Source organism: Shewanella nanhaiensis (assembly GCF_019457885.1).
In the GTDB taxonomy this organism is placed as follows: Bacteria; Pseudomonadota; Gammaproteobacteria; order Enterobacterales; family Shewanellaceae; genus Shewanella; species Shewanella nanhaiensis.
In genome coordinates, this window is record NZ_JAHZST010000027.1 from 17984 (window position 1) to 40611 (window position 22628).

Sequence of the window (22628 nt, forward strand, 5' to 3'; positions counted from 1 at the left end):
ATATAGATTTTTCACACCTTACTGTTGAGTTTATCAACTGATTCGGAGCTATACATGGCAACTGTAAACCAGTTGGTACGTAAGCCTCGCGCGCCAAAAGTCGACAAGACTAATGTGCCTGCGTTGAATGCGTGTCCACAAAAACGTGGTGTTTGTACTCGCGTATACACAACCACACCAAAAAAACCTAACTCTGCACTACGTAAAGTAGCTCGTGTGCGTCTAACTAACGGTTTCGAAGTAACTTCGTACATCGGCGGTGAAGGCCACAACCTGCAGGAACACAGTGTAATCCTAATCCGTGGTGGTCGTGTTAAAGACTTACCTGGTGTGCGTTACCACACTGTACGTGGCGCTTTAGATTGTGCTGGCGTAAGCGAACGTCGTCAAGGTCGTTCAAAGTACGGTGCTAAGCGTCCTAAGTCTTAACGTTTTCCGTTAAGTAAGGCCAAGCTAGATAATATTGAGATTCCAGTTTTGGGGTCCCTGAAGCATACGGAGAAATTGTTATGCCAAGACGTCGCGTTGTAGGACAACGTAAAATCCTACCAGATCCAAAGTTTAATAGTGAGTTGTTGGCTAAGTTCATCAACGTCATTATGCAGGACGGCAAAAAGTCGACTGCAGAAAAGATTATTTACAAGGCACTTGATACTGTCGCTGAAAAGAAAAGCGAAGATCATCTAGTGATCCTTGAAGCAGCCCTGGAAAACGTTCGTCCATCAGTCGAGGTTAAATCTCGTCGTGTTGGTGGTTCTACTTACCAGGTACCATGTGAAGTACGCCCAGTTCGTCGTAACGCGTTGGGTATGCGTTGGTTGGTTGAAGCTGCACGTAAGCGTGGTGAAAAATCTATGGCTCTACGTCTAGCCGGTGAATTGCTAGACGCTTCAGAAAACAAAGGTACTGCTGTTAAGAAGCGCGAAGACGTGCATCGTATGGCAGAAGCAAACAAAGCGTTTGCTCATTACCGCTGGTAATCTGATGGAGCTAGCAATAGCTAGCTCCATATTCTACATCTCTAAGGCATTTGCCTTAGTTAAGAGGGTTTAAACGTGGCTCGTACAACTCCGATTGAGCGCTACCGAAATATCGGTATCTGTGCTCATGTTGACGCAGGAAAAACCACAACGACAGAACGTGTTCTGTTCTATACCGGTATGTCTCATAAGATCGGTGAAGTTCATGATGGTGCTGCCACCATGGATTGGATGGAACAGGAGCAGGAGCGTGGTATTACTATCACCTCAGCTGCGACAACCACTTTCTGGCGTGGTATGGAGGCTCAATATTCTGAGCACCGTATCAACATCATTGATACTCCAGGTCACGTTGACTTCACGATTGAAGTTGAACGTTCACTGCGCGTACTCGATGGTGCTGTAGTTGTTTTCTGTGGTTCGTCCGGTGTTGAACCACAATCTGAGACTGTTTGGCGTCAGGCTGATAAGTATCATGTTCCTCGCATCGTATTCGTCAATAAGATGGATCGTGCTGGTGCTGATTTTGACAGTGTGATTTCGCAGATCCGAAACCGTCTGGGAGCAACTTGTGTACCTATTCAAATGAATATTGGTGCAGAAGAGAATTTCAAGGGCGTTATCGACCTTATCAAGATGAAGGCCATTAACTGGTCTGAAGCTGATCAAGGGGCGACATTCGTCTATGAAGATATTCCTGCTGAGCTTGCTGATAAAGCGGCTGAAATGCGTGAATATCTCGTTGAAGCAGCTGCAGAAGCCTCTGAAGAGCTGATGGATAAATACCTTGAAGAAGGTGAACTATCAGAAGAAGAGATTAAGCTTGCATTGCGTCAACGTACTCTAGCTAACGAGATCGTCCTTGCTACTTGTGGTTCTGCATTTAAGAACAAAGGTGTGCAAGCGGTACTCGATGCTGTTGTTGATTACTTGCCATCTCCTATTGAGGTCCACGCAATCCGTGGCGTCAATGAGAAAGAGGAAGAAGTTTTGTGTCCAGCGGACGATGAAGCTCCTTTTGCTGCGTTGGCATTTAAAATTGCAACAGACCCATTTGTCGGGACGTTAACCTTTATGCGCGTTTATTCGGGTGTATTGGAGACTGGTGCTGCTGTTTACAATTCAGTTAAAGAAAAGCGGGAACGCATAGGTCGTATGGTGCAGATGCATGCTAATGACCGCCAAGAGATTAAAGAGGTTCGCGCTGGTGACATCGCGGCAGCTATTGGTCTTAAGGACGTAACTACAGGTGATACGCTTTGTGACATGAGTCGTAAAGTCATCTTAGAGCGTATGGATTTCCCTGAGCCTGTTATTACGATAGCCGTTGAACCAAGATCTCAAGCCGATGAGCAGAAGATGGGTATCGCGTTGCAAAAACTTGCAGCTGAAGATCCCTCTTTCCGTGTTGAAACAGATCCAGAATCTGGTCAAACACTGATTTCGGGCATGGGTGAGTTACACCTTGATATTATTGTCGACCGTATGCGTCGTGAATTTAGTGTCGAATGTAACGTAGGTAAACCACAAGTTGCTTATCGTGAAACTATTCGCTCAAGTGTAGAAGTCGAAGGTAAGTTTGTTCGTCAATCAGGTGGTCGGGGTCAATTCGGTCATGTTTGGTTGAAACTAGAGCCTCAAGAAGAGGGCTTTGGGTACGAATTTGCCAACGAGATTGTTGGTGGTGCTGTTCCAAAAGAATACATCCCAGCAGTTGATAAAGGTATTCAAGAGCAGATGAAGAGTGGCGTTATCGCTGGCTTCCCTCTTTTGGATGTGAAAGTCACTTTGTTTGATGGTTCATATCATGATGTGGACTCGAACGAGATGGCCTTCAAGGTTGCAGGTTCAATGGGCTTTAAGAAGGGCGCTTTAGAAGCTGACCCTGTACTATTAGAACCTTGCATGAAAGTTGAAGTCACAACACCTGAAGATTATATGGGTGATGTGGTCGGAGACTTGAACCGTCGTCGTGGTTTGATCGAAGGTATGGATGACGGCATTGCCGGCGTCAAACTTGTTCACGCTACAGTACCTCTATCTGAAATGTTTGGATATGCAACTGATTTGCGCAGTGCAACTCAGGGACGTGCTTCTTACTCAATGGAGTTTTTGAAGTACTCTGACGCACCGCAGAACATTGCAAAAGCGGTTATGGAAGCACGAGGCTAATAGCCCGGACTTCATGACTGTAAATAAATTAATTGCTATTGCTCGGTTATAAGCCGAGCATTTCTGAAAAGAAAGGAATATATCGTGGCTAAAGAAAAATTTGAACGTAGTAAACCGCACGTAAACGTAGGCACAATTGGTCACGTTGACCATGGTAAAACTACTCTTACAGCAGCTATCTCAGCTGTATTGACTAAGACTTACGGTGGTGAAGCTCGTGACTTCGCACAGATCGATAACGCTCCAGAAGAGCGTGAGCGCGGTATTACAATTAATACTTCTCACATCGAATATGACACTCCATCACGTCACTACGCACACGTAGATTGTCCTGGTCACGCCGATTATGTTAAAAACATGATCACTGGTGCTGCTCAAATGGACGGCGCGATCCTAGTAGTTGCTTCTACAGATGGTCCAATGCCACAGACTCGTGAGCACATCCTGCTTTCTCGTCAGGTTGGTGTACCTTTCATCATCGTATTCATGAACAAGTGTGACATGGTTGATGACGAAGAGCTTCTAGAGCTAGTAGAGATGGAAGTTCGTGAACTTCTTTCTGAGTATGAATTCCCAGGTGATGACCTACCAGTTATCCAAGGTTCTGCACTTAAAGCTCTTGAAGGCGAAGCAGAGTGGGAATCTAAGATTCTTGAGCTTGCAGAAGCACTAGATACTTACATTCCAGAGCCAGAGCGTGCAATTGATGGTGCATTCATTCTTCCAATCGAAGATGTTTTCTCAATCTCAGGCCGTGGTACTGTTGTAACTGGTCGTGTTGAGCGTGGTATCATCAAAGTTGGTGAAGAAGTAGAAATCGTAGGTATCAAAGATACTACTAAGACTACTTGTACTGGTGTTGAGATGTTCCGTAAGCTTCTTGACGAAGGTCGTGCTGGTGAGAACTGTGGTGTTCTTCTACGTGGTACTAAGCGTGAAGACGTTGAGCGTGGTCAAGTACTTGCACAGCCAGGTTCAATCACTCCACACACAACTTTCCAGTCAGAAATCTACGTTCTGTCTAAAGAAGAAGGTGGACGTCACACTCCATTCTTCAAAGGCTACCGTCCACAGTTCTACTTCCGTACAACTGACGTAACCGGTACTATCGAATTGCCAGAAGGCGTAGAGATGGTAATGCCTGGTGATAACGTACAGATGACTGTAACGCTAATCTGCCCAATCGCGATGGACGAAGGTTTACGCTTCGCAATCCGTGAAGGTGGTCGTACAGTTGGTGCTGGTGTTGTAGCTAAGATCATCGCTTAATCGCGATACTCTTTACTAAACATCCAAAAAGGAAGCTTCGGCTTCCTTTTTTTATGCCTAAATTATATGTCTGAACTATTTATGTGTAGAGAAGACTAATGCGTAAAAATAAATAAAAACAAGCTGGTATATTCAGTAAATACTCGTATAATGCCGCCAGCTAAATAGTGAGTTAATGACACTTGTTGTTAATTCAAACAACGGGGTTGATCTGGTAATAGAAATCAGTATAATAGCCCCTCGCCTTAACCATTAGGCGAAATACTTTGTCTACCTTTAAGGTTTGACGTTAAAAAATACAGCGACTCCGATTGTGAGTCGAACGGTTAAATCATCTCGCTCTGCTTTTCTAAATAGAAGAAGCTAGAGGGTGATTTTTTATGTGTCCATTTTAGGAGCTCTGGTCAATGCAGAACCAAAGAATCCGTATCCGCTTAAAAGGATTTGATCATCGTTTGATCGATCAGTCTACTGCGGAAATCGTTGAAACTGCTAAGCGTACAGGCGCACAGGTTCGTGGTCCAATTCCACTACCAACGCGTAAAGAACGTTATACCATTTTGACTTCTCCACACGTTAATAAAGATGCGCGTGATCAGTACGAACTTCGTACTCATAAGCGTCTTGTTGATATCGTTGAGCCAACTGAGAAGACTGTAGATGCACTTATGCGTCTTGATCTTGCTGCTGGTGTTGACGTTCAAATTAGCTTGGGTTAATTGAGCTTAGAAGAGGTTTGAGAGATGGCTATCGGTCTTATCGGTCGTAAAGTGGGTATGACACGCATCTTCACTGAAGATGGTGCTTCTATCCCAGTAACAGTAATTGAAATCGCAGCTAATCGCGTAACTCAGGTGAGAACCTTAGAGACTGACGGTTACCGTGCACTTCAAGTAACTACTGGTACTAAAAAAGCTAATCGCATCACTAAGCCAGAAGCTGGTCACTTTGCTAAGGCGGGCGTTGAAGCCGGTCGTGGTTTGTGGGAAGTTCGTTTGGCAGATGATGAAGGCGAAGGCATTGAAGTTGGTGCTGAGCTAAATGTTGATATCTTCGCTGACGTAGCGAAAGTTGATGTTACAGGTCAATCTAAAGGTAAAGGTTTCCAAGGCGGTATTAAGCGTTGGAACTTCCATGCACAAGATATGACACACGGTAACTCACTGGCACATAGATCCAACGGTTCTATCGGTCAAAACCAAACACCTGGTCGCGTTTTTAAAGGTAAGAAAATGTCAGGCCACATGGGTGCAGAGCGTGTTACCACTCAAAATCTAGACGTTGTTCGTGTAGATGCAGAGCGTAACTTGCTATTGGTTAAGGGTGCTGTTCCGGGAGCCACAAATGGCAACCTGATCATCAAGCCTGCCGTTAAAGCTTAGGTCTGAGGAGATAGTAATGGAATTGGTATTGAAAGACGCACAAAGTGCTCTTGAAGTTTCCGAAACTACCTTCGGCCGTGACTTTAATGAAGCACTGGTTCATCAGGTAGTTGTAGCATACGCTGCAAACGCGCGTCAGGGCACTCGTGCTCAAAAGACTCGCGCAGAAGTTGTTGGTTCTGGCAAAAAGCCATGGCGCCAAAAAGGTACTGGCCGCGCACGTGCTGGTACTGTTAAAGGCCCAATCTGGCGTGGCGGTGGCGTAACATTCGCTGCTAAAGCTCAAGATCACAGCCAAAAAGTAAACAAGAAGATGTACCGCGGAGCGCTGAAAAGCATTTTCTCTGAGTTGGTACGTCAAGACCGTCTAATCGTGGTTGAGTCGTTTGGTGTTGAAGCTCCTAAAACTAAAGAGCTTAAAGCTAAACTGGCTGAAATGAACCTGGAAGACGTGTTGATTGTTACTCCAGAAATTGACGAGAACTTGTTCTTGGCTGCTCGCAACTTGTACAAAGTTGACGTACGTGACGTAGCTGGTATCGATCCAGTAAGTCTAATCGCGTTCAATAAAGTACTAGTAACTGCCGATGCTGTTAAGCAAATCGAGGAGATGCTGGGATGATAAGCCAAGAACGTTTGCTAAAAGTTATTCTTGCACCACATATCTCTGAAAAGAGTACTGTTTGTGCAGAAAATGACAACACGGTAGTTTTCCGTGTAGCTATCGACGCAACTAAAGCTGAAATTAAGGCTGCAGTAGCTCAATTGTTCGAAGTTGAAGTTGATTCAGTTCGCACTCTAGTTAACAAAGGTAAGACCAAGCGTACCGGTGCCCGTATGGGTCGTCGTGTAGATTGGAAAAAGGCCTACGTTACTCTAGCTGCCGGTGCTGAAATCGATTTCGTCGGCGCTGAGTAAGCAAAGGAGAATTATCATGGCAATTATTAAGTGTAAGCCAACTTCTGCCGGTCGTCGTCACGTAGTTAAAGTGGTGAATACTGACCTGCATAAGGGTAAACCTTTTGCTGGCCTGTTGGCTAAGAAGTCAAAAAGTGGTGGCCGTAATAATACTGGCCGTATCACAGTTCGTCACGTAGGTGGTGGACACAAGCAGCATTACCGTATCATTGATTTTAAACGTATCAAAGACGGTATCCCTGCAAAGGTTGAGCGTTTGGAATATGATCCAAACCGCACAGCTAACATCGCACTTGTTTTGTATGCTGATGGTGAGCGTCGTTATATCCTTGCTGCTAAAGGCATGCAAGCTGGTGATAAGATCCAGTCTGGTATCGATGCTGAAATCAAAGTGGGTAACGCTTTGCCATTACGCAACATCCCAGTAGGTAGTGTTGTACACGCAGTTGAAATGAAGCCTGGTAAAGGTGCTCAGATCGCTCGTTCAGCAGGTACTTATGTACAAGTTGTTGCTCGTGATGGCGAATACGCTACTCTACGTCTTCGCTCTGGCGAAATGCGTAAAGTACCGGTTGATTGCCGCGCGACAATGGGTGAAGTTGGTAACGCCGAACACATGCTACGCCAGTTAGGTAAAGCAGGTGCTAAACGCTGGAGAGGCGTACGCCCAACAGTTCGTGGTGTTGCAATGAACCCAATCGACCATCCACATGGTGGTGGTGAAGGCCGTACTTCTGGTGGCCGTCATCCTGTTTCTCCATGGGGTGTTCCAACTAAGGGTTATAAGACTCGTAGTAACAAACGCACCGACAAGTACATCGTACGTCGTCGCAATAAAAAGTAAGAGGATTCGCCATGCCACGTTCTCTCAAGAAAGGTCCATTCATTGACCTGCACTTGCTGAAGAAGGTAGAGAAAGCGATGGAAGCGGGAGACAAGAAGCCTATTAAGACTTGGTCTCGTCGCTCTATGATCATCCCTAATATGATTGGGTTGACCATCGCTGTCCATAATGGTCGTCAGCACGTACCTGTGTTCGTAACTGACGAAATGATCGGCCACAAGCTTGGTGAATTTTCACCAACTCGCACTTATCGCGGCCATGCTGCAGATAAGAAAGCGAAGAAGCGTTAATACGGGAGGAATAAGATGGAAGTTTTAGCTAAACATCGTTTTGCCCGTACGTCGCCTCAAAAGTGTCGTTTGGTTGCAGATCAAATCCGTGGACTGCCTGTTGCTAAGGCTCTCGAAATACTAACTTTCAGCCCTAAAAAAGCTGCAGTACTTGTTAAGAAAGTACTGGACTCTGCAATCGCTAATGCTGAGCACAACGAAGGTGCTGACATTGACGAGCTAAGAGTTGGAGCCATTATGATCGATGAAGGTCCAACTATGAAGCGTATCATGCCACGTGCCAAAGGCCGTGCTGATCGCATAATCAAGCGTACCAGCCACATTACTGTGGTTGTATCAGATCGCTAGGAGTTAGCAATGGGACAGAAAGTACATCCTAATGGTATCCGTCTGGGTATCACTAAGCCTTGGATCTCGACCTGGTACGCTGACAAGTCAGACTATGCCAATAACTTAACTAGTGACTGGGAAGTGCGTAAGTTTCTTGAAAAGAACCTTAAGCAAGCTTCAGTCTCTAAGATTGTTATCGAGCGTCCAGCAAAGAGTGTTCGCGTTACTATTCACACTGCCCGTCCAGGTGTTGTGATTGGTAAGAAAGGTGAAGACGTTGAAAAGCTACGCAACGCAGTTGCTAAGCTGACTGGTATTCCAGCTCAAATCAACATCGCTGAGATCCGTAAGCCTGAGCTAGATGCAAAGCTTGTTGCCGAAGGCATCGCTTCGCAGCTAGAGCGTCGTGTTATGTTCCGTCGTGCTATGAAGCGCGCAGTACAAAATGCAATGCGTCTTGGTGCTAAAGGTATCAAAGTTGAAGTTAGCGGCCGTCTAGGCGGTGCTGAGATTGCGCGTTCTGAGTGGTATCGTGAAGGTCGTGTACCTTTGCATACACTGCGTGCTGATATCGACTATTCGACTGCAGAAAGTCACACTCAATACGGTGTGATAGGCGTCAAAGTTTGGGTCTTCAAAGGTGAAGTTCTAGACGGCGTGCTACCTGCACACGAAGAGCCGAAACAGCAGCCGAAGCGTAAGCCTCGCGGTAAATAGGAGAGCTGGCAATGCTGCAACCAAAACGAATGAAGTTTCGTAAAATGTTCAAAGGCCGCAACCGTGGTCTTGCGAACGGCACTGAAGTTAGCTTCGGTGATTTCGGTCTGAAGGCTGTTGGTCGTGGTCGTTTGACTGCGCGTCAGATCGAAGCTGCACGTCGTGCGATGACACGTCACATTAAACGTCAAGGTCAAATCTGGATCCGCGTTTTCCCTGACAAGCCAATTACCTCTAAGCCTCTTGAAGTGCGTATGGGTAAAGGTAAGGGTAACGTTGAATACTGGGTTTGCCAGATTCAACCAGGTAAGGTTCTTTATGAGATGGATGGTGTATCAGAGGAGTTAGCTCGTGAAGCTTTCGCTCTTGCTGCTGCCAAACTACCTCTTAAGACTACCTTTGTAACTAAGACGGTGATGTAATGAAAGCGAGCGAACTAACAGAAAAGAGCGTTGAAGAATTGAACGCTGAACTGCTTGGTCTGCTGCGTGAGCAGTTTAATCTGCGTATGCAACACGCCACTGGTCAGTTGACTCAGACTCATCAGCTTAAAATCGTGCGTCGCAACATTGCGCGCGTTAAGACCATTATTACTTCTAAGGCGGGTGCATAATGTCTGATACTATCCGTACTTTGCAGGGTCGAGTACTTAGCAACAAGATGGACAAGTCTATCACTGTAGCTATTGAGCGTAAGGTTAAGCATCCTTTATACGGGAAGTTCCTTAAGCGTACTACTAAGATCCATGCACATGACGAACAAAATCAGTGTAATGCTGGCGATGTCGTGACTATTCGCGAATGCCGTCCGCTGTCTAAGACTAAGTCTTGGACTCTGGTTGAAGTAGTGACTAAAGCTTAATTTTATTAAGCTTTTACCGAAACGGCTCCTTCCAATGGAGCCGTTTTTATTTTAATACTATCTATTCCTAAAATCGGGTGTTATACTTGCGCGCCAATTTTGACAAAAGATTCGTCAAAAGTTGGACAAATAGTAGCCCCAATGTGGGGATGTGAAGTAACGTTAGCGGAGCATTTACAATGATCCAAATGCAATCGACTCTAGATGTTGCCTGCAACAGTGGCGCTCGTAGAGTTCAGTGTATTAAGGTCTTAGGTGGATCTCACCGTCGTTATGCCGGTATCGGCGATATCATCAAGGTTTCTGTTAAAGAAGCTATTCCTCGCGGTAAAGCGAAGAAAGGTGATGTTTATAGCGCGGTTGTAGTTCGTACTAAGAAAGGCGTTCGTCGTCCAGACGGTTCTGTCATTCGCTTCGATCGGAACGCAGCTGTTTTGCTTAACGCAAACAATGCACCGATTGGTACTCGTATCTTTGGCCCAGTGACGCGTGAATTGCGTACAGAACAATTTATGAAAATTGTTTCTCTGGCCCCTGAAGTACTGTAAAGGAGCTTCAAATGGCAGCTAAAATCCGTCGCGAAGACGAAGTAGTAGTACTAGCAGGTAAAGATAAAGGGAAACGTGCAAAAGTTTCTCAGGTTCTTCCTACTGGTAAATTAATTGTTGAAGGCGTTAACCTTGTTAAGAAACACCAGAAGCCAAACCCACAATTGGGCGTAGCTGGCGGTATTGTTGAGCAAGAAGCACCGATACAAGCATCAAACGTAGCGATTTTCAACTCTGCCACTGGCAAAGCTGATCGCGTTGGTTTCCGATTTGAAGACGGCAAAAAAGTCCGTTTCTTTAAGTCGAACAGTGAACTCGTTAAGTAATTGGAGTAAACGATGGCGAAACTGCATGATAAATATCAAGAGACTGTTAGCCCTGAACTTCAAAAGAAGTTTGGTTTTACCAGTGTCATGCAAGTCCCTCGGATTGAGAAAATCACCCTTAACATGGGTGTTGGCGAAGCAGTAGCAGATAAGAAAGTTATGGAGCATGCGCTTCGTGACATGACTGCTATCGCAGGTCAAAAGCCAGTAGTGACTGTAGCTCGTAAGTCAGTGGCTGGTTTTAAAATCCGTGAAGGCTACCCGATAGGCTGTAAGGTTACACTGCGCGGTGAGCGTATGTGGGAATTCTTAGAGCGTTTAGTTGATATCGCAATCCCGCGTATTCGTGATTTCCGTGGCATGAGCGCTAAGTCGTTCGATGGCCGTGGTAACTACGCAATGGGTGTACGTGAGCAAATCATCTTTCCAGAGATCCAATACGATAAAATCGATAAGATCCGCGGTATGGATATTGTAATCACTACTTCTGCGAAGAATGACGAAGAAGGCCGAGCTCTGCTTGAAGCCTTTAACTTCCCATTCAAGAAATAAGGGTAGCGTAATGGCAAAAAGTTCAATGAAAGCACGTGAAGTAAAACGTGCCAAGCTCGTGGCTAAGTTCGCTGAAAAGCGTCTAGCTCTTAAGGCTATCATTAACAATCCAACTACATCTGATGATGACCGTTGGGATGCAGTTCTTAAGTTGCAAGGTCTACCACGTGATTCCAGCAGTTCGCGTCAGCGCAATCGTTGTAGTCAAACTGGTCGCCCACATGGTTACTTACGTAAGTTCGGCCTTAGCCGTATCAAGTTACGTGAAGCTACTATGCGCGGTGAAGTTCCTGGTCTACGTAAGGCCAGCTGGTAACCACTTGTCACGGAGTAAGCTTATATGAGCATGCAAGATCCTATAGCGGATATGTTAACCCGTATTCGTAATGGCCAAGCTGCTAAACACGTTTCAGTAACTATGCCTTCTGCTAAGCTAAAAATCGCCATCGCGAAAACGCTTAAAGAAGAAGGTTATATCACTGACTACGCCGTAGCAGATGAAGCCAAGCCTGTTCTTGAAATCACTTTAAAGTATTTCCAAGGTCAGCCAGTCGTTGAGACTATCCAGCGCGTTAGCCGTCCTGGTCTTCGTATTTACAAAGGTAAAGACGAACTACCAAAGGTTATGGGCGGACTGGGTGTCGCTATTGTGTCCACTTCTAAAGGTTTGATGACTGATCGTACTGCCCGCCAAAATGGCATGGGTGGGGAAGTTATCTGCTACGTAGCATAAGGAGCTAGCAATGTCTCGTGTCGCAAAAGCACCAGTCGCTATCCCTGCAGGCGTAGAAGTGACTTTAAACGAACAAACTATCACCGTAAAAGGTACTAAAGGTAGTTTGACTCGAGTTATTAACACTGATGTTATCGTTGTTGTTGAAGATAACGAAATCAAGTGTAGTTCTGTTGAAGGCGTTAAAACTAACGCTCAAGCAGGTACAGCTCGAGCTTTAATCAATAACATGGTTGTTGGTGTTACAGAAGGTTTTGAAAAGAAACTTCAGTTAATTGGTGTTGGTTACCGTGCGAAAATCGCTGGTAACGGCGTTGATTTAACTCTAGGTTTCTCTCACCCACTAGTACACGAACTCCCAGACGGCGTATCAGCTGTTTGTCCTTCTCAAACTGAAATCGTACTTACTGGTACTGATAAGCAGCTTGTAGGTCAAGTAGCAGCTGAGATTCGCGGCTACCGTCCACCAGAGCCTTACAAAGGTAAAGGTGTTCGCTACGCTGACGAACAAGTACGTCGTAAAGAGGCTAAGAAGAAGTAGGTAACGCGATATGGATAAGAAAACATCTCGCTTGCGTCGCGCACTACGCGGTCGTAAGAAGATCCAAGAGCTGGGCGTTAACCGTCTGGTTGTACATCGTACACCACGTCACACCTATGCTCAGGTAATTAGCCCTGATTCACAGGTTTTGGCGTCAGCTTCTACTGCTGAGAAAGCGGTAACAGAGCAGCTAAAGTACACAGGTAACGTTGATGCAGCTAAAGTAGTGGGTAAAACCGTTGCTGAGCGTGCTATCGAAAAAGGCGTAACTGTAGTTGCATTCGATCGTTCCGGTTTCAAGTATCACGGCCGTGTTGCTGCTCTAGCAGACGCCGCTCGTGAAGCTGGCCTCAAGTTCTAAGGAATGATGAAAAATGGCTAAATTTGAAGCTCAACAGCAAAAAGACGATCTGCAAGAGAAATTAGTTGCAGTAAATCGTGTTTCTAAAGTAGTTAAAGGCGGACGTATCTTTAGCTTCACTGCACTAACTGTAGTCGGTGATGGTAACGGTAAAGTTGGCTTTGGCTATGGTAAAGCGCGTGAAGTACCTGCAGCAATTCAGAAAGCGATGGAAAAGGCTCGCCGTAACATCGTTTCTGTTGAATTGAACAATGGTACTCTGCACCACCCTGTAAAGGGCCGTCACACTGGTTCGCGTGTATACATGCAGCCAGCATCAGACGGTACCGGTATTATTGCCGGTGGCGCAATGCGTGCCGTATTGGAAGTAGCAGGCGTTCATAACGTTCTGTCGAAAGCATACGGTTCTACTAACCCGATCAACATCGTTCGCGCAACTGTCGATGCGTTGGTGCACATGAAGTCACCATCACAAATCGCAGCTAAGCGTGGCCTGAATGTTGATGAAATTCGAGGTTAATGCACCATGGCTACTAAAACAATTAAAGTAACTCAGACTAAAAGTTCTATCGGCCGCTTACCAAAGCACCGTGCGTCTCTATTAGGTCTAGGTCTACGCCGTATTAATCACACTGTCGAAGTTGAAGATACTCCTTCTGTTCGCGGTATGATTAACAAGGTTTACTACATGGTTAAGGTGGAGGATTAATAATGCGTTTAAATACTCTATCTCCAGCAGCAGGCGCTAAGTCAGCTGCTAAGCGTGTAGGTCGCGGTATCGGTTCAGGCACTGGTAAAACTTGTGGCCGCGGTCACAAAGGTCAGAAGTCTCGTTCAGGCGGCGGTGTTCGCATCGGTTTCGAAGGTGGTCAAATGCCACTTAAGATTCGTTTGCCTAAGTTTGGTTTTACCTCGCGTAAAGCGATGGTTTCAGCCGAAGTTCGTATTAGTGAACTAGCTAAAGTTAACGGTGATGTTGTCGATTTGAGTACACTGAAAGATGCGAATCTTGTTACTCGCAACATACAGTTTGCTAAAATCGTTCTTTCAGGTACCATTGAGCGCCCAGTGACCGTAAAAGGTCTGAAGGTAACCAAAGGTGCACGTGCAGCTATTGAAGCTGCCGGCGGAAAGATCGAGGAATAATACGTCGATGGCAAAACCAGGACTTGATTTAAAAAGCGCGAAAGGTGGATTTTCTGAACTGAAGACTCGCCTCCTGTTCGTGATTGGTGCAATTATCGTCTTTAGAGCCGGTTCGTTTGTACCAATTCCTGGTATTGACGCTGCTGTATTAGCAGAGCTGTTCAATCAGCAGAAGGGGACCATCCTAGGCATGTTTAACATGTTCTCTGGTGGTGCCCTTGAACGTGCTTCTATCTTTGCATTAGGTATCATGCCGTATATTTCGGCGTCGATTATCATGCAACTATTGACTGTGGTACATCCAGCATTAGCCGAACTGAAAAAGGAAGGCGAATCTGGTCGTAAAAAGATCAGTCAATATACACGATATGGCACATTGGTCCTGGGTACATTCCAGGCAGTCGGTATCGCAACAGGTTTACCAAACTTAGTTCCAGGTTTAGTAGTAAATCTTGGATTTGGTTTTTACTTTGTTGCTGTTGTGAGTCTAGTGACAGGAACTATGTTCCTTATGTGGCTAGGTGAGCAGATCACCGAACGAGGCATAGGAAATGGTATCTCGATATTAATTTTCGCAGGTATTGTTGCTGGCCTACCATCTGCTATCGGCCAAACGGCTGAGCAGGCGCGTCAAGGTGACTTGAACGTACTCGTATTGTTGTTGATTGCTGTTATTGTATTTGCTGTAACTTATTTCGTTGTATTTGTGGAACGTGGTCAACGTCGAATCGTCGTTAACTATGCTAAGCGTCAGCAGGGCCGTAAGGTGTTTGCAGCGCAGAGTACACATCTACCTCTGAAGATAAATATGGCGGGTGTAATACCACCAATTTTTGCGTCGAGCATCATTTTGTTCCCAGGCACACTGGCTCAGTGGTTTGGTCAAAATGAGTCCTTATCATGGTTAAGTGATTTTTCACTTGCTGTGTCACCAGGACAGCCGCTCTACTCATTATTGTATGCGTCAGCAATCATCTTCTTCTGTTTCTTCTATACTGCGTTGGTGTTTAACCCACGTGAGACAGCAGACAACTTGAAGAAGAGTGGTGCGTTTATTCCCGGGATCCGTCCTGGAGAACAGACTTCGCGTTACATTGATAAAGTGATGACACGCTTGACATTAGCAGGCGCATTGTACATTACCTTTATCTGTTTAATTCCGGAGTTCATGTTAATTACGTGGAAAGTGCAGTTCTATTTTGGCGGTACTTCACTACTTATTATGGTAGTCGTAATCATGGACTTCATGGCTCAAGTTCAGACCCATATGATGTCTCATCAATATGAATCTGTAATGAAGAAAGCTAACTTAGTTAACAAAGCGAATTTAGATCGCTTTGGTCGCTAAGAAAGTTTTCTCGGAGTGATGAAATGAAAGTTCGAGCTTCCGTGAAGAAGATCTGCCGTAATTGCAAGATCATCAAACGTAGTGGCGTTGTACGCGTGATTTGTGTTGAACCTAAACACAAACAGCGTCAAGGCTAACAACATTTGTTCAGCCCTGTTCGGGCTGAACAAAATTTTATTTGCAAAACCGTTATCTGTCGAGTATCCTACCGGGCTTTTCACAGATAACCATTAACTATTTAGGAGTGCATAGTGGCCCGTATCGCTGGCATTAACATTCCTGATCATAAGCATACCGTCATTGCATTGACTGGTATTTTCGGCATCGGCCGTACTCGTGCTAGAGCAATCTGCGCGGCTACTTCTGTTGCTGAAGACGCTAAGATCAAGGAATTGAGCGAAGCTCAAATTGATACACTACGCGAAGCAGTTGCCGAATACACTGTAGAAGGTGATTTGCGTCGTGAAGTTTCCATGAACATCAAACGTCTTATGGACCTTGGTTGTTACCGTGGAATACGTCACCGTCGTAGCCTGCCTCTTCGTGGGCAACGTACAAAGACCAATGCGCGTACGCGTAAAGGTCCACGTAAACCAATTAGAAAGTAACGGGGTAATCCAATATGGCTAAAAGTCCGTCACGTTCTCCGCGTAAGCGTGTACGTAAACAGGTTGCTGATGGCATGGCTCATATCCATGCTTCTTTCAACAACACAATTATTACCATTACTGATCGTCAAGGTAATGCACTATCTTGGGCAACTTCTGGTGGTTCAGGTTTCCGTGGTTCACGTAAATCTACTCCTTTTGCTGCACAGGTTGCTGCTGAGCGTGCAGGTGTTGCTGCTCAGGATTACGGTGTTAAAAACCTTGAAGTTTTTGTAAAGGGTCCAGGTCCAGGACGCGAATCTGCGATTCGTGCACTAAACTCGGTTGGTTATAAGATAACTAACATTACCGATGTGACGCCTATCCCTCATAATGGTTGTCGTCCTCCTAAGAAGCGTCGCGTATAACTCGTCGTTTTTAAATAGGATAGTTGGAGAAAGAACATGGCAAGATACTTGGGTCCAAAGCTCAAGCTCAGCCGCAGAGAAGGTACAGACCTTTTCCTAAAAAGCGGCGTGAGAGCAATCGATTCGAAGTGTAAGCTTGAAACTGCACCTGGACAACACGGCGCTCGTAAGACCCGTCTGTCTGAGTATGGTGTTCAGCTACGCGAGAAGCAAAAAGTTCGTCGTACTTACGGTGTGCTAGAAAAGCAATTCCGTAACTACTACAAAGACGCTGCACGTACTAAAGGTAACACTGGTGAGAACCTACTTACTCTTTTAGAAACCCGTCTTGATAACGTTGTATACCGTATGGGCTTCGGTGCTACACGTGCAGAAGCACGTCAGTTAGTAAGCCATAAGTCTATTATGGTAAACGGCAGCGTTGTTAACATTCCATCATTCAAAGTGTCTGCGAATGATGTAATTAGCATTCGTGAGAAGTCTAAGAAGCAAGCACGTATTATTGCTGCTTTGGAAGTTTCTTCTCAACGCGAAAAGCCAACATGGGTTGAAGTTGATAACACTAAGATGGAAGGTGCTTTCAAGCGTCTACCAGAGCGTAGTGATTTATCTGCGGAAATTAACGAACAGCTCATCGTCGAACTTTACTCTAAGTAAAGTTAATACAAAAGAGAGGACACAATGCAGGGTTCTGTTACAGAATTTCTTAGACCGCGTCTCGTTGATATCGAGCAGGTTAATCCAACACGTGCCAAAGTTACACTTGAGCCGCTAGAACGTGGTTTCGGTCACACTTTAGGTAACGCGTTGCGTCGTATCCTATTGTCGTCAATGCCAGGCTGCGCGGTAACCGAAGTAGAGATCGATGGTGTACTGCATGAATACAGTAGCAAGGAAGGCGTTCAAGAGGATGTTCTTGAGATCCTACTAAACCTTAAAGGTTTAGCAGTTGTGGTCGAAGGAAAAGACGAAGCTATGCTTACGTTAAGTAAGTCAGGCGCAGGCCCTGTTACTGCAGCAGATATCACGCATGATGGTGATGTTACCATCATGAATCCTGACCATGTTATCTGTCATTTGACAGGTAATAATGATGTCAGCATGCGTATCCGCGTAGAGCGTGGTCGTGGTTATGTACCGGCATCAGCCCGTGCACAAACTGAAGACGACGAACGCCCTATCGGTCGCTTGTTGGTGGATTCTTCATTCTCGCCAGTAGCTCGTATAGCCTACAATGTAGAAGCTGCACGTGTTGAACAGCGTACTGACTTAGATAAACTCGTTATTGATATGACCACAAACGGTACTATCGATCCTGAGGAAGCTATCCGTCGTTCTGCAACAATTTTAGCTGAACAGCTAGATGCGTTTGTTGAGCTTCGTGATGTCACTGAGCCAGAGTTGAAAGAAGAGAAGCCGGAGTTCGATCCGATTTTGCTACGTCCTGTCGACGATTTAGAGCTAACTGTACGTTCAGCTAACTGTTTGAAGGCTGAAGCGATTCATTATATCGGTGATCTGGTACAACGTACTGAAGTTGAGTTGCTTAAGACTCCTAACCTAGGTAAGAAGTCTCTTACTGAAATTAAGGATGTTTTAGCGTCTCGCGGACTGTCGTTAGGTATGCGTCTTGAAAACTGGCCTCCAGCTAGTTTAGCAGACGACCTTTAAGTCCAGATCTGTACAGAATTAGGTAATAAGGATTAGTCATGCGCCATCGTAAGAGTGGTCGTCAACTGAACCGTAACAGCAGTCATCGCCAAGCTATGTTCCGTAACATGGCTAGCTCATTAGTCCGTCACGAAGTGATCAAGACTACTGTTGCTAAAGCGAAAGAACTGCGTCGCGTAGTTGAACCTCTAATAACACTTGCTAAGAGTGATAGCGTTGCAAATCGCCGTTTGGCCTTTGCTCGTACTCGCGACGCTGAAGTCGTAGGTAAGTTATTCAATGAATTGGGTCCACGCTACCAGGAACGTCCTGGTGGATATACCCGTATCCTTAAGTGCGGTCTACGTACTGGTGATAAAGCGCCTATGGCGTATATTGAACTAGTTGGTCGCCCAGAAGATGCTGAAGCTGTTGAAGCTGATGACTCTGCTGAGTAATTAAGGTTTTCATTGTAAAAAGCCGGGCATTAGCCCGGCTTTTTTATGCTTAAAATTACAGCTATAAACCTCCTTCATTTAATGAGCTCCATCAATCAACCTATTTCCATTTCGAACAGCGCATCATCTCTTTGAGCATAAAATGTATTTATAAACTATGTTCTGAAGTTATTAGAGATCACTAAGCCTAATTTTACGATTGCCATTGTGATGTTATCCAAAGAAGCTGCTTTGCTCATGTCGCGCTAGGTGTTTCACTATTGACGAATGGCATTAGATACTTTTGTGATTTTTCGGCTAACAATGCGTCCAAGAAAACTATGATTGTTTAGGCTCACTCATACAGCTTGTGAAGCAACTCAATTGTATTCTTACTCACATGCTCCTAGAACTGGATTTATAGCGCTGTTGGCCTTCTGAGGCTCTTTTGCTTGATAGGAATTGATATCTTCAAAGACTCTCTCTGTTTCTAAGTAGAAATAGCAATATGTATGTTCACCTCCTAGTCTAGATACCATATCCCAACTGTCGCTTTGCCTATTGGTGTTTTTGGTGATAACTCATAAATAAGGATATTAGCTGCAAGAAGGCTGAACGGCACAATAAAAAGTATGACTAGGAGAGCGTAGATTGATTAGCTCTGCTAAAGGCTCTCTGATAGGCCTAGATTAGGCTAGATGGTATCAAAAGCTAGGCATAAAAAAGGCCTCAATTGAGGCCTTTTAAGTTAGCAGGGCTTAATAACCCGCTTTTTGCTCTGCGTTGTAGTCTAACTTTTCATGGCTTTGACCCATGGCTTCAGCGACTTCAGGAGGCATGTAATTTTCATCATGCTTTGCGAGAACTTCGGTTGCTTCAAGCTTACCGCCTTCAATTAACACGCCTTGAGCGACAATACCTTGGCCCTCACGGAAGAGATCCGGTAGCAGATCATCATAAGTCACAATCACTTCGCCACCTGCAGCATCGTGTACAGCAAACTCCACATGTAAACTATTAGGATCACGAACCATAGAGCCGACAGTGACCATGCCACCAACACGGATGCGTTGGCCAACCTCAGGCTTAACGCCTGTGTCTTTCTTACCTTGTACTATCTCTGTAGGTGTGTAAAACAGGTTTAAGTTTGAATTTAACGCATACAGTAGAAGTGATGCGATAGCGGCAACGCCACCAATTAAAGCTGTAGCGAGAGCGAGTCTCTTTTTACGTCTGGCATTCACTGTTGATTACTCCGGTTTGCTTTTAAACGATCTTCACGCTGTATCTTCTTCGCAATTTCAGTTAACACCTTTCTTTTCTGACGCAAACTTGAAATAACTAAAGTACCTAATGAAAAAAATGTCACACCATAAGCTAGCCAAACATAAAAGGCGTAGCCACCCATATTGAAAAAATCTGCTAATGAATCGAACTGCATTATTTGACTCCTTCGGTCATAGCGAGTTCCCTAACCCAAGGGCGCATGCTATTTCTTGCGAGAATTTCTGCTCTGAAGCGTACCAAGGTGATAGCGCCTATCATAAGACCAAAGCCTAGAATATTAATTAGTAACGGGTATAGCATCTCTGCTGCCATTGAAGACTTCTCTGTTATCTTAATGGTGGCAGGCTGGTGTAGCGAGTTCCACCACTCCACAGAATATTTGATAATAGGGATATTAATTACACCGACTATCGCAAGAATGCCTGCTGCACGTGCTGCCAATACCTTGTCTTCAAACGAAGCATAGAGAGCAATCACGCCTAAGTACAAGAAGAGTAGTACAAGTTCTGATGTTAGGCGTGCATCCCATACCCACCAGGTTCCCCACATAGGCTTACCCCATGTAGCGCCAGTGATTAGGGCGATAAAGGTGACGACGGCACCTATTGGAGCGATGGCTGCTGCTGCCCAATCGGCTGATTTTATCTGCCATACTAAGCCGATAAATGCTGAGGTTGCCATTGCCATATAGGCTGACATTGACATGGAGGCGGCTGGGACATGGATAAAGATGATTCGATAACTGTCACCTTGTTGATAATCAACTGGAGCGAAGGCGAGCCCCCACACAGAGCCAATACCAATCAAGGAGATCGCGAGCATGGAGAACCATGGCAAAAGTTTTCCTGAGAGATTATAAGCGCGCTCTGGATCCGCGTAACTATGTAGCCATTTCCACATCTTAGTTAGTACTCACTCTTAATGAAGCACCGATTGCAAAGGGTGCCAATATTAATGAACCGACCAGCATCGCACCAATAATCGCGAGATGACCGCTATAGGGTAAATTAAGACCAGCTGCATCAATCGCCGTGGTGGCAAATATGAGCACTGGAATATACAAAGGTAAGATCAACAGGCTTAGTAATACACCGCCCTTATGTAGCCCTACCGTAAGTGCAACACCTATGGCGCCGAGTAGGCTCAATACCGGTGTGCCAAGCGCTAAGGTCGCAATGAGTGCTCCGTAGCTGTTATTGTCTAAATGTAAAAGCACTGCTAATAATGGGGCCACTAAGATAAGTGGAACTCCTGTTAAAAGCCAGTGAGCCAAGACCTTTGCCAATACCATTAAAGGGAGTGGTTGAGGGCTTAATAACATCTGCTCTAAGCTGCCATCGGCATAGTCAGCCTTGAACAGTCGCTCCAGTGACAACATGGAAGCGAGTAATGCTGCAACCCAGATAACCCCTGGCGCGACTCTTGAGAGTACTTGAGGCTCTGGGCCAATACCTAGCGGGAACAATGTCACCACTAAGATAAAAAACAGTAAAGGGTTGAATATGTCCCCTTTGTGGCGAATAGCAATCTGTAGATCACGCTTTAAAAGTGTGAAAAATGCCTGTCTGAAACTGATGCCTTTTTTCATTTATCAACCCTATACAAATCGATATTCAAGACTTATTTTACGAAGTATATCGTCACCGATAATGCCCATATCTTGGTGTGTGGTTAGTACGACACATCCACCACGCTTCGAATGGGCAAGAAATAAGTGCTCTAACTCTTCGACACCCTTTTTATCAATTGCAGTAAAAGGTTCATCCAGAAGCCATATTTTACAGTTAGTATGCCAGAGCCTTGCTAGTGCAGTTCGTCTGTGCTGTCCAGCTGAAAGGTGGCCTGCTAATGCCTCTTCAAATCCGGCTAAGTTAACCTTGGCTAGGATATCTCCAGTCTCGAACTCATCATAACCGCTTATCCTTAAATTGAAGTTAAGGTTCTCTTCGGCAGTGAGTTCGCTTTTTACACCTGCTAGATGGCCTAGATAGAGGAGGTCGTCGTTAAATTCATCTCTTACCCGAGTAATATTCTCACCTTGATAATGGACGTCACCAGCATAGGGGCGTGATAAACCTGCTAAAATACGAAGTAGGCTAGTCTTACCTGAACCATTTGGGCCTTCAATCTGGACAATTTCACCGGCTGTGATCTCAAAACTGAGTTCATCAAACAGAATTCGTTCTTCACGAATACAGGTCAATTGATTGGCCGAGAGCAGGGCTTTTGAGCTGTTTTGTTCTACCACTGAATCCTCTATATCAAGCCGAAAGTTAACACAAATGATATTATCACAATCCCTTTTATGGGTTTAGTAATGGTTGACTTTTAGTGTCAGCAATTTGATATGCTTCCAAAAAATGAAACCTTTTAACAAAAGAGGTGGAACTTTTTCAACTTTTGCTAATATAGTACCGAATATCTCATCTCTTTTGTGCTTTTAGCGTTCTTGCTTTGATTAAAGTCATAAAAGGTGCGATTTATGCAAGTTTGTTGTATTCTTGAATAGCTAGAATAATAGTCTGCCTTACTCGAAGTGATGAGGAAAAAGGCAGCGTTGAGCTTTGTACGAATTTGCATTAGGAACATCGAACATGAAAAAACTGTTAGCAATGACTGCTGTAGCAGCACTGACTTTGTCTGCAAGCGTTTCTGCACAAGAAGGTAAGGCTGTCTATGATAAGGCATGTCAAGTATGTCACAGCATGGGTGTAGCTGGCGCTCCAAAAGCACACGATGCTGAGGCTTGGGCCCCTCGTCTTGCTCAAGGTATGGATACTCTAGTCTCTACAATCAAAACTGGTAAAGGCGCTATGCCACCAGGTGGCATGTGTACTGACTGTACAGATGAAGACTACAAGAATGCTATTGACTACATGTCAAAGTAATCTTGTTACTGCTCTTATTAAGAGTAAGAAAGC

38 protein-coding genes are annotated in these 22628 nt (G+C 45.0%); 33 read left to right on the forward strand and 5 right to left on the reverse strand.

Annotated features, from left to right (window positions below; all coding sequences use genetic code 11):
• Positions 1–54 precede the first annotated feature (54 nt).
• The 32 genes from rpsL (at position 55) to rplQ (ending at position 18441) form a co-directional block, all read left to right on the forward strand.
• Positions 55–429: a 30S ribosomal protein S12 gene (rpsL, locus tag K0625_RS22650; RefSeq protein WP_012327264.1), complete on the forward strand. Its 375-nt coding sequence runs from the start codon at positions 55–57 to the stop codon at positions 427–429.
• Between the two features lie 80 nt (positions 430–509).
• Positions 510–980, forward strand: coding sequence for a 30S ribosomal protein S7 (rpsG, locus tag K0625_RS22655; RefSeq protein WP_012327263.1), 471 nt, complete (start codon positions 510–512; stop codon positions 978–980).
• Positions 981–1055: 75 nt separating this feature from the next.
• Positions 1056–3152, forward strand: a complete 2097-nt coding sequence (fusA, locus tag K0625_RS22660) for an elongation factor G (RefSeq protein ID WP_220111706.1) — start codon at positions 1056–1058, stop codon at positions 3150–3152.
• A gap of 84 nt (positions 3153–3236) precedes the next feature.
• Positions 3237–4421, forward strand: a complete 1185-nt coding sequence (gene tuf / locus K0625_RS22665; protein ID WP_220111707.1) for an elongation factor Tu — start codon at positions 3237–3239, stop codon at positions 4419–4421.
• Positions 4422–4828: 407 nt separating this feature from the next.
• Complete coding sequence (gene rpsJ, locus K0625_RS22670; RefSeq protein WP_005503530.1) at positions 4829–5140, forward strand: 30S ribosomal protein S10; 312 nt, start codon at positions 4829–4831, stop codon at positions 5138–5140.
• 24 nt (positions 5141–5164) lie between these two features.
• On the forward strand, positions 5165–5803 hold the full coding sequence (gene rplC / locus K0625_RS22675; RefSeq protein WP_012327260.1) for a 50S ribosomal protein L3: 639 nt from the start codon (positions 5165–5167) through the stop codon (positions 5801–5803).
• 16 nt (positions 5804–5819) lie between these two features.
• Positions 5820–6425, forward strand: a complete 606-nt coding sequence (gene rplD, locus K0625_RS22680) for a 50S ribosomal protein L4 (RefSeq protein WP_012327259.1) — start codon at positions 5820–5822, stop codon at positions 6423–6425.
• Positions 6422–6721 carry a 50S ribosomal protein L23 gene (gene rplW, locus K0625_RS22685; protein WP_012327258.1) on the forward strand — a complete coding sequence of 100 codons (300 nt, stop codon included), beginning with the start codon at positions 6422–6424 and terminating at the stop codon, positions 6719–6721. The genes rplD and rplW overlap by 4 nt, the downstream gene beginning before the upstream one ends.
• A 16-nt stretch (positions 6722–6737) precedes the next feature.
• A complete protein-coding gene (gene rplB, locus K0625_RS22690) occupies positions 6738–7565 on the forward strand; it encodes a 50S ribosomal protein L2 (RefSeq protein WP_012327257.1) in 828 nt (275 codons plus the stop codon).
• An 11-nt stretch (positions 7566–7576) separates the two neighbouring features.
• The gene (gene rpsS, locus K0625_RS22695) at positions 7577–7855 is read left to right on the forward strand and encodes a 30S ribosomal protein S19 (RefSeq protein WP_006083596.1); all 279 of its coding nucleotides are present in this window, start codon (positions 7577–7579) and stop codon (positions 7853–7855) included.
• Positions 7856–7870: 15 nt separating this feature from the next.
• Positions 7871–8203, forward strand: a complete 333-nt coding sequence (rplV, locus tag K0625_RS22700) for a 50S ribosomal protein L22 (RefSeq protein ID WP_012144645.1) — start codon at positions 7871–7873, stop codon at positions 8201–8203.
• Positions 8204–8212: 9 nt separating this feature from the next.
• Entirely contained in the window at positions 8213–8902 is a 690-nt protein-coding gene (rpsC, locus tag K0625_RS22705) for a 30S ribosomal protein S3 (RefSeq protein ID WP_012327256.1), read from the forward strand.
• A gap of 11 nt (positions 8903–8913) precedes the next feature.
• On the forward strand, positions 8914–9324 hold the full coding sequence (rplP, locus tag K0625_RS22710; protein ID WP_012327255.1) for a 50S ribosomal protein L16: 411 nt from the start codon (positions 8914–8916) through the stop codon (positions 9322–9324).
• The gene (gene rpmC / locus K0625_RS22715) at positions 9324–9515 is read left to right on the forward strand and encodes a 50S ribosomal protein L29 (protein ID WP_012144642.1); all 192 of its coding nucleotides are present in this window, start codon (positions 9324–9326) and stop codon (positions 9513–9515) included. Before rplP ends, rpmC begins: the two co-directional genes overlap by 1 nt.
• A complete protein-coding gene (rpsQ, locus tag K0625_RS22720; RefSeq protein ID WP_012327254.1) occupies positions 9515–9763 on the forward strand; it encodes a 30S ribosomal protein S17 in 249 nt (82 codons plus the stop codon). The genes rpmC and rpsQ overlap by 1 nt, the downstream gene beginning before the upstream one ends.
• Positions 9764–9942: 179 nt before the next feature.
• On the forward strand, positions 9943–10311 hold the full coding sequence (gene rplN, locus K0625_RS22725) for a 50S ribosomal protein L14 (RefSeq protein WP_012327253.1): 369 nt from the start codon (positions 9943–9945) through the stop codon (positions 10309–10311).
• A gap of 11 nt (positions 10312–10322) precedes the next feature.
• Positions 10323–10637 carry a 50S ribosomal protein L24 gene (rplX, locus tag K0625_RS22730; RefSeq protein WP_220111708.1) on the forward strand — a complete coding sequence of 105 codons (315 nt, stop codon included), beginning with the start codon at positions 10323–10325 and terminating at the stop codon, positions 10635–10637.
• A gap of 12 nt (positions 10638–10649) precedes the next feature.
• Positions 10650–11189: a 50S ribosomal protein L5 gene (gene rplE / locus K0625_RS22735; RefSeq protein WP_220111709.1), complete on the forward strand. Its 540-nt coding sequence runs from the start codon at positions 10650–10652 to the stop codon at positions 11187–11189.
• Positions 11190–11199: 10 nt separating this feature from the next.
• The gene (gene rpsN / locus K0625_RS22740) at positions 11200–11505 is read left to right on the forward strand and encodes a 30S ribosomal protein S14 (RefSeq protein ID WP_126508265.1); all 306 of its coding nucleotides are present in this window, start codon (positions 11200–11202) and stop codon (positions 11503–11505) included.
• A 24-nt stretch (positions 11506–11529) separates the two neighbouring features.
• Entirely contained in the window at positions 11530–11922 is a 393-nt protein-coding gene (rpsH, locus tag K0625_RS22745; protein ID WP_012327249.1) for a 30S ribosomal protein S8, read from the forward strand.
• A 10-nt stretch (positions 11923–11932) separates the two neighbouring features.
• Entirely contained in the window at positions 11933–12463 is a 531-nt protein-coding gene (rplF, locus tag K0625_RS22750; protein WP_012327248.1) for a 50S ribosomal protein L6, read from the forward strand.
• A gap of 10 nt (positions 12464–12473) precedes the next feature.
• Positions 12474–12824: a 50S ribosomal protein L18 gene (gene rplR, locus K0625_RS22755; RefSeq protein ID WP_012327247.1), complete on the forward strand. Its 351-nt coding sequence runs from the start codon at positions 12474–12476 to the stop codon at positions 12822–12824.
• 13 nt (positions 12825–12837) lie between these two features.
• Positions 12838–13344, forward strand: a complete 507-nt coding sequence (gene rpsE, locus K0625_RS22760; RefSeq protein WP_012327246.1) for a 30S ribosomal protein S5 — start codon at positions 12838–12840, stop codon at positions 13342–13344.
• Between the two features lie 6 nt (positions 13345–13350).
• The gene (gene rpmD, locus K0625_RS22765; protein WP_012327245.1) at positions 13351–13533 is read left to right on the forward strand and encodes a 50S ribosomal protein L30; all 183 of its coding nucleotides are present in this window, start codon (positions 13351–13353) and stop codon (positions 13531–13533) included.
• A 2-nt stretch (positions 13534–13535) separates the two neighbouring features.
• Complete coding sequence (gene rplO / locus K0625_RS22770; RefSeq protein WP_220111710.1) at positions 13536–13970, forward strand: 50S ribosomal protein L15; 435 nt, start codon at positions 13536–13538, stop codon at positions 13968–13970.
• A 7-nt stretch (positions 13971–13977) separates the two neighbouring features.
• Entirely contained in the window at positions 13978–15318 is a 1341-nt protein-coding gene (gene secY, locus K0625_RS22775; protein WP_012327243.1) for a preprotein translocase subunit SecY, read from the forward strand.
• 23 nt (positions 15319–15341) lie between these two features.
• Positions 15342–15455 (forward strand): 50S ribosomal protein L36, encoded by a 114-nt coding sequence (rpmJ, locus tag K0625_RS22780; RefSeq protein WP_011758355.1) that lies wholly within the window; start codon positions 15342–15344, stop codon positions 15453–15455.
• 114 nt (positions 15456–15569) lie between these two features.
• The gene (gene rpsM / locus K0625_RS22785) at positions 15570–15926 is read left to right on the forward strand and encodes a 30S ribosomal protein S13 (protein ID WP_012327242.1); all 357 of its coding nucleotides are present in this window, start codon (positions 15570–15572) and stop codon (positions 15924–15926) included.
• Between the two features lie 14 nt (positions 15927–15940).
• On the forward strand, positions 15941–16333 hold the full coding sequence (gene rpsK / locus K0625_RS22790; RefSeq protein WP_012327241.1) for a 30S ribosomal protein S11: 393 nt from the start codon (positions 15941–15943) through the stop codon (positions 16331–16333).
• A gap of 36 nt (positions 16334–16369) precedes the next feature.
• Positions 16370–16990: a 30S ribosomal protein S4 gene (gene rpsD / locus K0625_RS22795; protein WP_012327240.1), complete on the forward strand. Its 621-nt coding sequence runs from the start codon at positions 16370–16372 to the stop codon at positions 16988–16990.
• Positions 16991–17014: 24 nt separating this feature from the next.
• A complete protein-coding gene (locus K0625_RS22800) occupies positions 17015–18004 on the forward strand; it encodes a DNA-directed RNA polymerase subunit alpha (protein ID WP_012327239.1) in 990 nt (329 codons plus the stop codon).
• 38 nt (positions 18005–18042) lie between these two features.
• Positions 18043–18441, forward strand: coding sequence for a 50S ribosomal protein L17 (gene rplQ / locus K0625_RS22805; RefSeq protein ID WP_012327238.1), 399 nt, complete (start codon positions 18043–18045; stop codon positions 18439–18441).
• Positions 18442–19178: 737 nt separating this feature from the next.
• Here rplQ and ccmE read toward each other — a convergent pair.
• From ccmE to ccmA, 5 genes are read right to left on the reverse strand one after another with little or no spacing between them, the layout of a single operon-like run.
• A complete protein-coding gene (ccmE, locus tag K0625_RS22810) occupies positions 19179–19664 on the reverse strand; it encodes a cytochrome c maturation protein CcmE (protein ID WP_220111711.1) in 486 nt (161 codons plus the stop codon).
• A complete protein-coding gene (gene ccmD / locus K0625_RS22815; RefSeq protein WP_012327236.1) occupies positions 19661–19861 on the reverse strand; it encodes a heme exporter protein CcmD in 201 nt (66 codons plus the stop codon). Before ccmD ends, ccmE begins: the two co-directional genes overlap by 4 nt.
• Complete coding sequence (locus tag K0625_RS22820; RefSeq protein ID WP_012327235.1) at positions 19861–20607, reverse strand: heme ABC transporter permease; 747 nt, start codon at positions 20605–20607, stop codon at positions 19861–19863. The genes ccmD and K0625_RS22820 overlap by 1 nt, the downstream gene beginning before the upstream one ends.
• A 1-nt stretch (position 20608) precedes the next feature.
• Positions 20609–21295 (reverse strand): heme exporter protein CcmB, encoded by a 687-nt coding sequence (ccmB, locus tag K0625_RS22825; protein WP_220111712.1) that lies wholly within the window; start codon positions 21293–21295, stop codon positions 20609–20611.
• Between the two features lie 9 nt (positions 21296–21304).
• Positions 21305–21955 (reverse strand): cytochrome c biogenesis heme-transporting ATPase CcmA, encoded by a 651-nt coding sequence (gene ccmA, locus K0625_RS22830; protein ID WP_012327233.1) that lies wholly within the window; start codon positions 21953–21955, stop codon positions 21305–21307.
• Positions 21956–22301: 346 nt separating this feature from the next.
• On the opposite strand from ccmA, the gene K0625_RS22835 reads away from it, so the two are divergent.
• On the forward strand, positions 22302–22595 hold the full coding sequence (locus tag K0625_RS22835) for a c-type cytochrome (RefSeq protein WP_012327232.1): 294 nt from the start codon (positions 22302–22304) through the stop codon (positions 22593–22595).
• The last annotated feature ends 33 nt before the right edge of the window (positions 22596–22628 follow it).